Below are 13,815 nucleotides of genomic sequence, written 5' to 3'. Positions count from 1 at the left end.
AAAAATTATGCATTAATCTTAGGCGGTTGCCAGATTTCCCCGAAGTAGCGGGGAATAAAGACGTATTTATAATATACTTTAGGCTTAGGTAAATCAAAAGATATTATCTTGCCAATATTAAAGGTACTCCATTGAAGAACTACGCCAGAAACTATTCCGCAACAACCGCAAAAACAAAACGGGCTACACATATCGGTTGTTTCCGGGTGATCGTGGCTATCTTCATGCGCTATTTCCGTAGAATGTTCGTGTTGATGAAACACCTCTTTTTCATACATATCGGCACAAGGTATTATGAATAATACCATCATATAGAGCGCCATTATGGAAGAAAAGACTTTCATACTACTTTGCAAAGTTAGTAAAAAAGTAGTGCAATGCCATTGCATTGTTTTTCGTCAAAGAAATTTAACGTGCATTCTGTCTGGAGGTGGCTTTGTTTTTTTCTGTTTCACTTTCCTTTTGTACTTTCTTCATCACCTTGATTTTCAGTGCAAACTTTTCTAAGCTGTGCAATGACTTTCCGCTGTACGTCATCCACAATCTTCCAATCTTTGGCAATTTTTACTAAAAAATACTTGTTTAGATACCGCGGTCTTACTCTCCACTAACCCGTTTTTATATTGCAACATTCCTGTTTCTGTATCCAGCTGCATCATGTGTACCGTGCTTGCTGTAAACGTGTTGACCACCCGAGATGCGCTCCCGTCAACTTCCAATATGACGTAGGTTTTATTGGAGTCGTTTCTTTCTTTCCATTCCGCCATTGTCGGGTAAGGGTCACTCCAGGTAACGAGGTACAGCGCACGCTCGCACCCGGAAAATGCCTTGATAGATGAATAAACACCTACCGGGACAATTTCCTCCCCCGTAGGACTAAACAGCCCGACATGTTCTTCCATACCCTCCGGGACTTTCTTTTCTTGAGAGACCAGCACATGTCCGGCTTTTGTCACCTCTATTTTCTGGTAAACCGGTGGCAGCAACTCCTCACCTATCCAGCTAACAAGGCTATATTTTTTTTCGACCAATCCGGTTTCATCTTGCCTGGTGTGGAGGTACAAAAACCCAAGCGAATTGATTGTCGAGATCAGCTTTTTGCTTCCATCTACGGTTTCGGCAATCGGGAGACTAACATCGCCACTTAAGCTGTATTGCATCGCACCTTCGGTTGGTTCATCGTCCGTCGACAGCACAGCAAAGATATCAAAAATCCCTTTTTCTTTGTTTCGGTACACGCCACCATAATGCTTTTCCAACATAGGCCTATCGGCTGGTTGCGGAAACAGGACAACCGCATTCACGAAACGCAGCTCACGGTGCGCTGCCGGAATCAAGATATCGTGTCCTTTTTTTAATCCGGTTTTTCCGTTTTCCGTAAAAAATCGGTAACCGAGTCCTTCCAAATACCCGTCTACTTCGCTGCTTTTCCTAGATGCGTATTCCACATATAGAGAAACTGACTCTGCTATTAGTGTTGAGTCGGGCAGGGATAGTATACGTTCCGCCGTCTTCACTTTCTCTTCCGCAGGTTTATCACGAGCTTCCAAGAGTAATGCGTCGATCTTTTGGAGCTTATCGTGCGGGAACCCGTCACTGTAGTCGCGCGATTGTCTGGAGGCCAGCTTATTGAATTGGCTGTCGTAAAGATCGTGGCTACCCTGTTCAGGGGAAAACAAAAACGGATTATCTTCAAACTGCTCATAGAAGCTGCCTAGAGCTGTGTCAATTTCGCGATAAACCGTATAGAACGGAAGGTGTTGATACCCCGCCAGCGGCATGAGGTAGGTATACCGGTGCGGTATAACCTCTTCCCCTTTACTATCAATTAGCCCCGCGAAAAAAGTACTGTCACGCGATACATAATATGGTTTTCCATCTATTTCAAGCATTTGTAAATCCAGGTATATCGGAGGAACTGTATAATCGCCCTGCTTGTCTATGACGCCGCGGAATTTGCCCTGCTGCACGATTGCGTGCCCATACTTAAAGCGCGCTGCATAATCGAACGAAAAGGCAATGCGTGTTTTCTGGTTAACATCAATATATCCCCATTTCCCGTCAAACTTTACCGATGCCAGCCCCTCGGAAAAGCCGGTAGCATCGCAATACGTAGGCGGTATGTCGTAGTCCTGGCCGCTCACACTCGCAAAACCATAGGTCTTTTCTGTGCAATTCCCGTAAGACGTAAAAGATTCCTGTGCGCGTGTACTCATTATGCTTATGGATAACAAAAAGACAATAAAAAAATTCAACCTATTCATCTGTGTAAAAGTAAATAACCGGTCTTACTCAAGCAACTTATCGCACGCTACATATTATCTACATCCAGGATATTTTTGTATGAAAATCAGGAAATAACCGATGGTAACGTCCATGCATACCTCCGTAGCGCCGAAACGTCAACCTATATCGTCCAGCCGGAATTGCACTAACGACGACGACAACGGCGTCAGCAACCCGGACGGAAGTATCGCTTCGGCGGACGGAAGTGCCCTATCGATGGGCGGAAGTATCACGTCGTCGTACGCCGACATCATTTCGTTGCCCTACCTGATCAAACTTCCGTCTATCTTTTTCATATCGGTGTACGGGACAACAATTTCGTTGCCCAACGCATACATGTTCCCGTATGCCGAGCATGCTTTAGTGCATAGAAGTTGCTTCCAGGCGCACGGAGAAATGAGCATGATGGACGGAAGTATCATCTCGGTACAGGAAACCATGAATATTCCGGACAGGGAGATAACCATGAAAGTCAACTTCATTGTATCGGCGGGTAAAAGAACCGCGATCCCACACGAAAGAAGCATGCCGTTGTCCGACGGATTACAGAAGTCGCACGCCGTCAAGCCGTCGGCGTACGGAAAAACAAAGGGGAAGCACGATGATCTATGTACCTCCCCTTGCGTGATTAAAGCGTATGACGCTGGTTGCTCATCAACGCTTGCCTTTGCGTTTGCTTTCCTCGAAAGCGCGTCCCAGATCATCTTCGGTATAGAAATGGCGGGTGCCCATTATACGCGGCACCAAGATACCACGGTCTACCCAGCGGGTATAGGTACTGTCTTTGATATTCAGCTTGCCCATCACTTCTTTTCGGGTTAATAGTAAGTGCATTTCGTGCGGTTTCGGAGCCGCCGTGCAGTTTTGTGGTAACTCCACATCAATATGCAGTGCTTTCAAGATGGCTAGTAGGATGGCACATTGTACGCACTTCCCTGCTGGTCGCTGACAGTTCCCGTTCTTTAATTCGTTGTTCTTCATATCTATCGTTTATCGGTTTCTATAATAAGTTACTATCCACAAAAGCGTAGAAGTCCGTATAGGTTTTGCGGGAACCCGCAGGTATCGTTTCATTCGCAGATTGATCACTATCTTCTGTGCTATTGTTTTTTTTAGCTTTTGGAAGCGTTAACGATATAGTTCCTCCTGCTATCCCTTTATAAAAATTGACATTCACTATCACGCTGCTGGCACACTCCAAAAACCATTTGGAGGGTAGCAATTCTTTTACCTGTTTGTAGGTCGCATTCGTTTCCAATACACGCGCATCCGACAGGTGGAGGCAAAGTTTTCCGTTTTGCATATTCACATAGGCTAGGTTTTTCAGCCATACCATTTGACGTTGGAGTCTTACGGGTCCCTTAACCTGAAAATACTCGTAATAATTCTCCAGAGCATCCTCTGCCATCGGGATCAAATTCCTCAGCTCCCGGTCTATACGCCGCAGTGCACCCAACAACCGACTTTGGCTGACAGGCTTTAACAATACATCCACGAAATCACGGTCGTACCCCTCGTCTTCATATTTTTCATGTCCCGTATACAAAATGGTCGGTATCTTTGGGTTAGATAGACCGGTCAGGAAGCGAAAAGCATTCGTTCCTTCCAGCTCTACATCCAGGATCAAAAAATCGACCTTGTTTACATGTAAAAAGCGCTTTGCTTTTTGTTCGTCCACAAACGTCGCAACGATTTCAACGTAAGCCACGTCCCTCAGCATGTCCAGCAGATATTCAATAGCTGATTGCTGATCGTCTATAATGACGCCAATCCATTTTCTCATATAATAGCTGTTTTTAAGAATTAAAAATTAATGTTTAGTATTACTTTGTATGTTGTTTCCGTTTCTTCTATCTTCAGATCGGCCCGCTCCCCATAAACAATGGCTAAACGTCGTTTCAAGTTATGGAGTCCATACCCGTGCGCTGCTACCGCTGTCTTGCTTCGCTTTTTTTTGTTCTCTACCGTAATCAGCAAGTAGTCTTCTTCTATGCTGATAACGGCTGCCAGCGGATAAAGCGGACGGCTCAAGTCACCATGCTTGAACGCATTCTTTACCAACGTCAATAAGGTTGTCGGGGGGATGGTATGGCCTAAGAGATTACCCTGCCGGACAATATGCACATGACATTTATTATTTCTTGCTTTATCCTCTATGGAGATAAAGCGGTTTACTGCTTTCATTTCGTCATGTAGCAGGACTGTCATCGCTCCATCTTTCTCATGTGCTTTCATATAGAACTTCATCAGCTCATACGTTTCCATCATCTGGTCGGCAATTTCCGGAGTACTTTTACGCAGTTGCTGGCTCCAGTTATGAAAAACATTCGTTAACAGGTGTGGCGAAACTTGGCTTGCTAAGGCCGCGAACTCATATTGCCGCCGCTCTTCTTCCATCTCGATACGGCGTTCCGCTTCCGCTAACTTCTCCTTAACGGTCCGCAGCTTACTTCGGTGCAGATAATATACTATCGCCCAGATCGTAAAATTTATGTGCATTACACGGAGTGAAATAAAAAAATCCCCCCAGGAGAACAGTTTCCCCTCCAATTGCAGCCGTTGATAGGTACCACTAGGATCCAATCCTCCGTACATAACCCAATAAACCCCGATAATTGACAGCGTATAGAAAACAAGCAATGACAAAGCGCCCATCAGATACTTTCCATGCCTAAAGAAAGTTTCCAATATATAATAGACGGTATAGAACACCAAAGCAAAATACGGTACGGTCAACAAAGTGATAGCTATAGACAAATTATCGTTTCCCGCTCGATTGATTATATAAAAATAGAGCGTATATGCTATCCAAAAAAAGACATGTCTGGTCACGTTAGTATTTATAAATTTCCGCATAAGTATGATAGGTTTATCTATTTCAAGTAGAAAAATATAAGGAATTCCAGCCAAAGACCCAAATTCCCGTCCTTATTCTGTTGTAATCTACCCTGTGCAGAGGCTTCTCATCATGAAGCCACCGACCGATGGATTACAAAGATTAGCTGAAAGTAAGCCTGATGCAAATAAGACCGTCGATTATAAGGTTTCCCTACACACGTTTACCAGTTTGATCCTGAAAAGGTAGGCAAAACGCATTTCAGACTATTCAAACCCACAGAATGCCGGTACTTACCGAATCCTTTTACATAAAGCCCTATTTTTAAAGTAGCGGATCAACAGGACAATCACCAAAAAACGATCATTATGAAAAGAGAAAAAATCCTACTTACCGATTACCTAGACAGCATATTCCCCCTCTGGGAAAAGGAAGTTCCAAAGTTTATGGACTACATCGAAGAAATAAAACTGGAAACAGACGAGCCGCTGCCCAGCCAGCGGGGCGACATCTATTTTGTTTCGAGCGGTGCTATCGCCAAATACCACAAAAAAATACCCAAGCGCTACATTACACCGGGTGAGCTCATCATGATCAAGTTCGACAGCAAACCACTGTTTTTCCGCGCTTTGGAAGATAGTTGCATCCTATTGATTCAACGACGTGACCTCTATCAGCTTGCAAATAACTATCCCGTGACGATCCAATTATACGATCAATTACTGGCTAGACAGGAGCAAGCTGCTGATTTCAGAGAGTTGGTGCTAGAAATGCCCAAAGCAGAAAGATTGGAGATGTTCCGCAGTAAATTCAGCAGCATTATTCCCCTCATCAGTCGAACCGAATTGGCGAAATACCTTGGTGTGAGTCGTGAATATCTCCGACGGTTCTTTTAGACAATGTCAACTGCTGTCTAGATGTTGACAAGCGATGGCAACAACATGACAATAATAACTGGTGTACCGTAGCTAACTTTGGAATATGCAAACAATAACGCCACATATTACAACACATTTCAAACGTCATTTGACGACGTATCTCGACATCCTTGCCATACTTTGCTCGGCTATACTGATCTATCTGTTTGTACAAACGGGGCTGAACAAAGTTTTATACCATACAGTATTTAGTATACAGATGAACAAACAGCCACTACCGATATGGTCAAAACCTATCTTGGTATACGCACTACCGACGATCGAATTATCAACGGTACTTCTGCTCTGTAGCACGAGAACACGTGTTTGGGGATTGTTAATTGCTTCTGCCCTGATGTTTGCCTACACGATATATGCTTATTTGGCTTATCGCGAGGTATATGGATATGTGATCTGTGCCTGCGGGAAAGTATTTGAAGACATGGGCTGGCGGGAGCATTTTTATTTCAACGCCAAGCATAATTTAGTAGCATTAGCGGGATTCTATTTCGCCTATAAAAGCAAAACATTAAAATCAACAAAAAAGAAAGAATAAGAAAAAACTATGCATAGTAGCTTTCGACGGAAAGCCAACAAACGGTCTGACGATCGGGAGGCAAAGGCAGAACCTTTTGGGATTGCGACAATTCAGATATCGATATCCACAAGGAAAAAACTTTAGATCAGGCAAGTTGCCGAAACGTTCCGCCTCGCTTTACCATCCCTGACCAACCATTTTAACACAATTAAATTTAAAAAGATGAAAAAGCTCATTAAACTCGTGCCGATGATGGCACTACTATTAGGACTTGGCGTTTACACCGTAAACGCAAAAATGAAAGCGCTTGAAGCGGAAAAGGTTCAGACGGAAGAAGATTGGGTATTAAAAAATCACGATGACGACCCAACCGACGCGTCAAACTATGAACGCTACAACGGTGATATCTCTCAAGCCTGTGGTGGCGAAAGCGAAGTTTGTGGTATAAAGGCACCGGAAGACGGAACGACCGACATGCCGGACATATCTCCTGAACTGTTGGCAGAAATTAATGCTGGTAGTGAGACCGAACGTGTTTTCCTACAACCCCTACCGTAAAATGTCACATACGGTTTGTTAGTAGAATGAGAGGGAACTGCAGTCTTGCAATTCCCTCTTTTTCATTATCGGTCATTTTGAATTAACCCTCCCAATTGAATTACATCTCTTGGAATCAGATAAACGAAACGATTGTCGCCAGCAGGTAAGTCGTAGAAATTTCCCTCCACCTTTCTCCTTAAGCTGATCTCCGCATTATACTGTTCATTCAATCTTTTTATATCGCCCCATCGTATACCTGCTCGAAAAGCCAGCTCTTTTTTCCTCTCCTCTAATACAAACGATATCAGGTCTTGCTGTGGGAGGTCGATATTTGGTATCTGATCCATGGTGTAGCGATGCTCTAAAAACGTCTTTAAATACTCACGTGCCTGTTCTAACAACCCTAGCCTTGATGCAGATTCCGCTTTGATCAAAAATATCTCGCTCACGGATATACCACTAAAAATCAAGCTGTTATTAATCCCCGAATAATTTCCCTTAAAAGCATATCCACCATCATCCATTTTCTTGTAAAGAACCCGCTTTCTAAGGTCCGAATCGAGATAGCTGGCATACAATACACTATCGACCCTAACATTTGCATCACTAAAAAGGTTATTATTTGCAATCATCGTATTATGCAAAATAACTTCGTCATTAAACTGACTAAATGGGCTTATTGCGGCAGTATCAATTCCAGCATAATCGATTAAGCTACTGTTTATCTGCAAGCAAGAGTCTGCGTATAGGTTTGCCAGCTGATTGTCTCCCATATATAAATATGTCCTCGCTAGCGCACCATAAGCGGCACCACGGGATGGACGGGTCGGTTTAACCGCAACGTGAGGTAGTAAGGATACAGCTGTTTTTAAATCATCTGTAATTCTTAAAAACGTTTCTTTTAAGGTAGCTCTCTGAAAATTGACATTGATATCGGCCGTTGTTCTGAGTGGCAAGCCCAACCTACTATCGGCCGTTTTTTCGTCAACGGCAGGTGCATAGATTATCGCTAATGTTAAGAGAGACCATCCTCTTACAAAATAGGCAGTTCCCTTTACTCTATTCCGATCCACTTCGTTCAAACCGTTCAATTTCACTTTATCGATTTCTTCAATGACCAAATTTGCATTAAATATTTTTTTGTAACCATCAATCCAATCGGCATCATAACTCTCCGTTCCTGTAAATAGATACCCGTCCTGAATTCTGGCTGGCAGTGCCTGTAACCTCGTATCGTTCACGTAGTGGTAGTCAGCCCCCACATCGCCTGCCATCGGGTAATTGACTACCGAGTTTAATTCAAAGTCCATAATAGCCTGTAGGTCTTTAACGCTTGACGGTATAGCGAGCGACATATCCGATTTCTTATCCAAATAATGCTCACAGCTTGTGAAACACCATACTAATATTCCTGCTAATGTGATAATTTTTTTCATTTGTATTCCTTTCCTAAAATATCATGTTAATCCCCACAGATAAGTGGAGTGGCAATCTCATACTGATGCTATTCGGATCGACGGGTGTCTTCGTATGTTTCCATAGGATGCCCAGATTCCTTGCGTAAGCCTGCAGCACCAGTCGGCTAAACATCCCCCTCTTTGGAGACAGCGCATAACTAAGATTTACGTCGTGCAGCGTGATGTTATCCCCTTTTTCGACTAAAATATCGGCATAAGCATATATCTGATCCCGCCTGGAGTCATTCGGATAGACAAAGGATGGTATATTCGTTGATTGCTCGTCCCCTGCTTGTTGCCATCGATCATAAAAATCAGCATGGGCAGCCTCACCACCAATCATCGTTGCATAGTTTATCGACTCCCTCCTGAAGAAATACCCAAACCGATAGCCTATTAACGCAGACAAACTCCAAGAGCCATAAGAAAAGCTATTTCTCACGGTTCCGTAATGCTCCGGAATAGCAGACCCATGGAACACCAGATCAGAAAGCGAAACTTTGTTCCGCAGATCTACATAATTCGAATAAGCTTCACCATCTACGCTGAATTGTGGATCACCATTTTCCGGTGTCAGCCCCATAAACCGGTAACTAACCAAATTGTAAGCCGAATGCCCCTCAATAGGAATCAAGCTACTCCCTTGGCTAACTAAGCTATAGGGCAACGGCGTATCGTACAGATATTCTTTAACCGTACTTTTATTAAAAGAATACATCCAATGCGTATCCCAATTTAATTTACCCGATAGATTTGACGTCGTTATCTGCGCTTCCCAACCGTGTGTCTCCATCGTCGCGCTATTTTTATTTATAATCGCAAAACCCAAGGTCGGATCGGCATTGACAATCGCTAAAAGATCTGTTGACAGTTTATTGAAGTATTCTATCGATCCACGAACGCGGTTATTTTTAGTACCAAACTCTATTGCGCCATTAATCTGCCTAACATTCTCCCAGCGCAGATCGGCATTAGGAGGACTATTGACATATGCATTTATAAATTGTCCTGTCCTCGTAACAGATGAGCCATACGTAATTGTCGTTTGCGCTGGTACGCTGTTGTTAACGTTTCCACTATGTCCATACGTGAGACGCACCGCTAATCGTGGTAGGGCATCCCATTTGTAAAAACTGTCCTTATCGATGTTCCAAAGCCCACCAACGGACCACAACGGTTTCCATTTGTTATTCGTGTTCACCCCGAAAAGATTGGATGCGTCACGACGGGCGGAAAAGGAAAAAGTATATTTCCTTTCCCAAGCATAAGCACCATTTAGATATATAGAAACAAACCGGTCATTTAACTTTCTGTCCGCATGGAGGTAGGGTATTGTTCCTGATCCCAATCCCCCATAATAATCATATCTAGTTGTGTAATCTACAGGTTGCATAATCAGTGTCTCGGCGTCGTAACCATACCAGCGTATGTTACCAGCTGCCGTTACGTTCTCACGGACCTCTCCCCCTGCCAGTACATTTAATTCACTATTGATGAAACTTTTCTGATAAGTCAATTGCCCCCGGATGGCGTGTGATCTCCTTTCGGAGTTCGCGCGATCTAATATCGAGCCAAGCGGTATGGCACGTTCAACGGTATTACCATTCATCTGACTGTATTTGTTGATCAGATCGCGCACAAAAAAACTCTGCTCATCCTGCAAATGATCATTTACAGTATTTGAATACTGATATTGATATCGAAATTCGGAATTCAGCCCTGCCAATAACTCATATTTTGCTCCTAAGTTCATCGTCAACGCTTTAGCACGCGTATGGTTATTGTTCAAGTCGCGGTCTGCCAAAGGGACGTAGGTCCAATCCAATAGCTGCCCCCCGCCAACGGTGTCCACAAAACCTGTTCGATAATTCTGGACAAGACGAGCCGGATTTCCGTTGTCGTCGACAAGTCGAGCATACGGATAAAGCGTGCCGGAGACGCCCGGTCTCACCGAAGCTAAACCATTATTGTTCGTAGTCGTAGCTGTATAGAGCATGCCGGCCTCAATAGAAAGCTTCTCCAAAGGTTTCCAGTTTTGCGACGCTCTCATCGTCAAACGATTGCTTCCATTACCAACAACTTGATCTCGCATGTTGTCATAACCCAACGAAATTAACGTAGATGCCTTCGTACTACCGCCAGAAAGCTGAACGACGTATTGCTGGTTGACAGCCTTCTGTCTTAAATATTTGGATATATCTCGACGGATATCACCATCCTTTAGCTTCTCCAGTTCCGCCAATAGCACTTCCTCCGAAATATCTCCCTCACGGAAATTATTCAGGAGTTCCACCGCCGGACTTACGATCGGCCATGTCCGGCGGTTATTAAGGGCTGCGTCATAATTTCCTCTTTCAAAAAGGAAACGTTCTGTTTCGATATAGGTCTCGTTGCTTACCTGCTGCCTATAAAATGCATCTTCTTTATCAATTATAGAAAGGTTACTTTTTGCCGTCAGCTGGAAAGGGGAATCAGTCCTGCCTTTCTTTAATGTAATGACGATCACACCATTTCCTGCCCTTGCACCCCAAATCGATGAAGCCGCAGCATCCTTTAAGACGGTAATATTATCGACGTCATTCGGATTGATATCGTTTATATCGCCTTCATACGGGAAATTATCCACAACGACCAACGGGGCTTTCATATTATTCGTGATCGTACTGAGCCCGCGGACGCTGAAGTTTCCCTCGGCTCCGTTTCTTTTGTCAAAAAGTATTGCGGGACTCAATCCTTCCAGTTTACTGATAATATCGGGTGCAATCTGCCGCTCCAACAAGCTATTTTCTATATAGTCAAAAGATCCCGTAGCGCGTTCTTTTGACATCGTTTCATATCCTGTTGAAACGAGGACTTCCTCCAACTCTTGTGAAGTCTCGTACAGCCAGACATGACCAGCTTTTAATTCAATCTGTTCAAAACTTAATGTGTCCCTACCATAACCGATTAAATAAAAAACGAAACAATCCGCGCCGTTGTCCAATTGATATACTCCTTCCGAATCTGTCCGACCAACATACCGACCGCCGCAATCCGATATCGATACTCCCGAAAGAACATCCTTGGAATTGCCATCCCGTACAACCAGCCTTATAGACTGTGCATACGATTCTGACAGACATCCTAGATATAAACCTATCAGCAATAAAATTGGCCTCATAAATCTCCTCCCTCTTTCTTAAGATAGACATATCCGCTCGGTGTCAATTCCAATTGTGTAGAAGGGCTTCGATAGTTTGATTCTTTGAGTACGAACATCACCTGTTCTCGTTCTTGCTTTTCTATTTTTATTCCCTGTAGAAGTAAAGCTTTCTGAAGTTCACCAAAATCGGATAGATCATCTACGATATCAAGGTCTATATTTTTACGTATGCCAGTCTCATCGATTACGAATGGCGTTTTTCCATCAGCTAGTTTGTTGAGCATATACACCAGCTGCGTGATTGGATAATTCTGCAGATAAGACGATGATCGATTACGAGAAGGCTGGTCTAATACTTCATACCCTCCATTAAGAACTGTTACACCTTTTCTCACGAGTTTTCGCTGGAGACCATCCTCTGCGTAAGGGATTCTAGACGTATCCGATACCGTCAGCACCAGACACGGAACTTTGATTTTCTTTAAACCTGCTTGTAAACCAAATTTGAATTCTAGATCATTTTTCATTTTCCTTTTCGCCTCAGTGACCGTCGTTTTGAAGGGCATGACCGACTCATACGTGAACATTACCTTCTCGAGAGGATATTCATCATTATTCTGGTCATAAAGTGCCGGATCTGCTACTTCAAAAATCCGTCGTGAAGGTAGAAGATGGATACCTGTGTGTTTTACGTTTTCATCTTCAACAAAAACGGCATGCCCAAATAGCTTAATAAGCCGTGTATTTAGTGAATAATAATGAGCATGGCGTTTTGCACTATCTGTCCTGAAGGACGTGGTAAATGGCATAGCTGCATTGTAGGGCAAAAAAGCACTATAATAGATACCGTCTGTACCTGCACCATCGCTCAATAAAGGAGAATCTATGGTTTGCATCCGTTGACGGACTGGCTCCGCATTTCCATCTGCTATCATTTCTTCCAAGTTCTCCACGTTCAATGCCGACGGCACGGAAACAGCTCTAACTCTTCCTCTTGTATCTAAAACGACGACATGGGGTATGCTTTTGCTCGGGAAGTAGGCATCTAATACCTTACCGTCTACGATAGAACTAAAACTACTTTTTATAGCGGTGATAGTTGGAGAAACACTTTTATTTAAGAAATTAAGAATCGTATTATGATCTTGAAAGGTAATGGGCAGCAACTTTGCCTGTTTCCCCATCTTGGTCTCTAGCTCGTGCATATAAGGCATACTTGCCAAACAACTTCCGCACCACGTAGCCCAGAAATCGAGTATGATCAGCTTCTTATCCCGATAATCCCTTAGCTTAATGGTATCTTCTCCCGTTGAATGGCTTACCAGCTGCAAAGGCATATCCCACACCTCCTCTGGTATGGTATCCCCAATCTGTAAAGGCTTGATTTCGGTTTGCCCTTCGGCAGTCCGCGGTTCCGCGGACTGCGCCCAGGCGTCTGATAGATTAAACAACATGAAACAAAAGAATCCCAACCAAAGGATTCTTATGTTCTTCAATGCCATTAAAGAAAACAATCTCCTTGAAAAACAAAGTAACCCTGTCAGACAAAGGGTTACTTTGTTCGTCATTGCCTCTACCCCTACCACTTTCCTACTTTTACTGTATCGCTGATCTACGCCAGAGGTACATGCGTTTAGTAGGTCAGTAGTAGATCTCCAGTAGCTTCTTAGTAGATCTCCAGTACCTTTTCGGTACACTCCCCGTACACTAACGGTACACTCGCGGTACATTAACGGTACCTCAGCTATCTTACGCAAAAGTTGCGTAAAAGGTACTACATCCTTACTGCATCTATACTTGATCCTCGCTTTAAGCAGGTCAAAAAAACGGCAAAAACGCCACCTGTTTCTTCGGGTGCTGTTCGGGTGTCCTTCGGGAGCGCTTCGAGTCCGCTTCGGGACTGGTTCGGGACAACTTCGGTATTGCTTCGGGTGAGCTTCGGTTGTTCTTCGACTGCCACCCGAACAGCAGTCTGGAATTGCAACTTAAATTAGGAGACTTTTTTATGCTGCCATTTTTTCTTTTTCCAATAGCATCTCTTCGATCTGCTTAGGGGTTTTATACCCCAGAGCAGAATGTATTCTTTGGGTATTGTAAAA

The 13,815-nt window shown here is 43.6% G+C and carries 12 protein-coding genes; 4 read left to right on the top strand and 8 right to left on the bottom strand.

Translation table 11 applies throughout. The annotated features are described in order from the left end of the window. Positions 1–5: 5 nt before the first annotated feature. Both H8B06_RS19535 and H8B06_RS19530 read right to left on the bottom strand, forming a co-directional pair. The gene (locus H8B06_RS19535) at positions 6–344 is read right to left on the bottom strand and encodes a DUF6660 family protein (protein WP_148908956.1); all 339 of its coding nucleotides are present in this window, start codon (positions 342–344) and stop codon (positions 6–8) included. A gap of 189 nt (positions 345–533) precedes the next feature. Then, positions 534–2,216, bottom strand: coding sequence for a WG repeat-containing protein (locus H8B06_RS19530; RefSeq protein WP_190995883.1), 1,683 nt, complete (start codon positions 2,214–2,216; stop codon positions 534–536). Between the two features lie 148 nt (positions 2,217–2,364). On the opposite strand from H8B06_RS19530, the gene H8B06_RS19525 reads away from it, so the two are divergent. Beyond that, positions 2,365–3,108, top strand: a complete 744-nt coding sequence (locus H8B06_RS19525) for a hypothetical protein (RefSeq protein WP_190995882.1) — start codon at positions 2,365–2,367, stop codon at positions 3,106–3,108. 178 nt (positions 3,109–3,286) lie between these two features. Here the strand turns inward: H8B06_RS19525 and H8B06_RS19520 are convergent, their stop codons facing one another. Together H8B06_RS19520 and H8B06_RS19515 are read right to left on the bottom strand one after the other, a co-directional pair. Continuing rightward, positions 3,287–4,069 (bottom strand): LytR/AlgR family response regulator transcription factor, encoded by a 783-nt coding sequence (locus H8B06_RS19520; RefSeq protein WP_148918947.1) that lies wholly within the window; start codon positions 4,067–4,069, stop codon positions 3,287–3,289. Positions 4,070–4,089: 20 nt separating this feature from the next. Beyond that, positions 4,090–5,142: a sensor histidine kinase gene (locus H8B06_RS19515; RefSeq protein ID WP_148918948.1), complete on the bottom strand. Its 1,053-nt coding sequence runs from the start codon at positions 5,140–5,142 to the stop codon at positions 4,090–4,092. A 348-nt stretch (positions 5,143–5,490) separates the two neighbouring features. Here H8B06_RS19515 and H8B06_RS19510 point away from each other — a divergent pair, with 348 nt between their 5' ends. The 3 genes from H8B06_RS19510 to H8B06_RS19500 all read left to right on the top strand — a co-directional run bounded on the left by H8B06_RS19510 (position 5,491) and on the right by H8B06_RS19500 (position 7,135). Further along, positions 5,491–6,018: a Crp/Fnr family transcriptional regulator gene (locus tag H8B06_RS19510; protein ID WP_190995881.1), complete on the top strand. Its 528-nt coding sequence runs from the start codon at positions 5,491–5,493 to the stop codon at positions 6,016–6,018. An 85-nt stretch (positions 6,019–6,103) separates the two neighbouring features. Beyond that, the gene (locus tag H8B06_RS19505) at positions 6,104–6,595 is read left to right on the top strand and encodes a MauE/DoxX family redox-associated membrane protein (protein WP_190995880.1); all 492 of its coding nucleotides are present in this window, start codon (positions 6,104–6,106) and stop codon (positions 6,593–6,595) included. 204 nt (positions 6,596–6,799) lie between these two features. Then, positions 6,800–7,135: a hypothetical protein gene (locus H8B06_RS19500; protein WP_190995879.1), complete on the top strand. Its 336-nt coding sequence runs from the start codon at positions 6,800–6,802 to the stop codon at positions 7,133–7,135. A 65-nt stretch (positions 7,136–7,200) separates the two neighbouring features. On the opposite strand, the gene H8B06_RS19495 is transcribed toward H8B06_RS19500, so the two are convergent. Genes H8B06_RS19495 through H8B06_RS19480 form a run of 4 tightly spaced genes read right to left on the bottom strand, consistent with a single transcriptional unit; the run spans position 7,201 to position 13,700 of the window. After that, positions 7,201–8,553, bottom strand: a complete 1,353-nt coding sequence (locus H8B06_RS19495) for a RagB/SusD family nutrient uptake outer membrane protein (RefSeq protein ID WP_190995878.1) — start codon at positions 8,551–8,553, stop codon at positions 7,201–7,203. 13 nt (positions 8,554–8,566) lie between these two features. Further along, on the bottom strand, positions 8,567–11,734 hold the full coding sequence (locus H8B06_RS19490) for a SusC/RagA family TonB-linked outer membrane protein (RefSeq protein ID WP_190995877.1): 3,168 nt from the start codon (positions 11,732–11,734) through the stop codon (positions 8,567–8,569). Continuing rightward, entirely contained in the window at positions 11,731–13,473 is a 1,743-nt protein-coding gene (locus H8B06_RS19485) for a TlpA family protein disulfide reductase (RefSeq protein ID WP_190995876.1), read from the bottom strand. Before H8B06_RS19485 ends, H8B06_RS19490 begins: the two co-directional genes overlap by 4 nt. Positions 13,474–13,490: 17 nt before the next feature. Next, entirely contained in the window at positions 13,491–13,700 is a 210-nt protein-coding gene (locus H8B06_RS19480) for a hypothetical protein (RefSeq protein WP_190995875.1), read from the bottom strand. Positions 13,701–13,815 lie beyond the last annotated feature (115 nt).

The sequence above is a fragment of the Sphingobacterium micropteri genome, from assembly GCF_014692515.1.
Taxonomy (GTDB): domain Bacteria; phylum Bacteroidota; class Bacteroidia; order Sphingobacteriales; family Sphingobacteriaceae; genus Sphingobacterium; species Sphingobacterium micropteri.
This window is presented reverse-complemented; position numbering and strand designations above follow the sequence as displayed.

Coding starts and splice junctions, on each gene's coding strand:
- H8B06_RS19535 (WP_148908956.1), bottom strand. CDS start 344: ATGAAAGTCTTTTCTTCCATAATGGCGCTCTATATGATGGTATTATTC.
- H8B06_RS19530 (WP_190995883.1), bottom strand. CDS start 2,216: ATGAGTACACGCGCACAGGAATCTTTTACGTCTTACGGGAATTGCACA.
- H8B06_RS19525 (WP_190995882.1), top strand. CDS start 2,365: ATGGTAACGTCCATGCATACCTCCGTAGCGCCGAAACGTCAACCTATA.
- H8B06_RS19520 (WP_148918947.1), bottom strand. CDS start 4,069: ATGAGAAAATGGATTGGCGTCATTATAGACGATCAGCAATCAGCTATT.
- H8B06_RS19515 (WP_148918948.1), bottom strand. CDS start 5,142: ATGCGGAAATTTATAAATACTAACGTGACCAGACATGTCTTTTTTTGG.
- H8B06_RS19510 (WP_190995881.1), top strand. CDS start 5,491: ATGAAAAGAGAAAAAATCCTACTTACCGATTACCTAGACAGCATATTC.
- H8B06_RS19505 (WP_190995880.1), top strand. CDS start 6,104: ATGCAAACAATAACGCCACATATTACAACACATTTCAAACGTCATTTG.
- H8B06_RS19500 (WP_190995879.1), top strand. CDS start 6,800: ATGAAAAAGCTCATTAAACTCGTGCCGATGATGGCACTACTATTAGGA.
- H8B06_RS19495 (WP_190995878.1), bottom strand. CDS start 8,553: ATGAAAAAAATTATCACATTAGCAGGAATATTAGTATGGTGTTTCACA.
- H8B06_RS19490 (WP_190995877.1), bottom strand. CDS start 11,734: ATGAGGCCAATTTTATTGCTGATAGGTTTATATCTAGGATGTCTGTCA.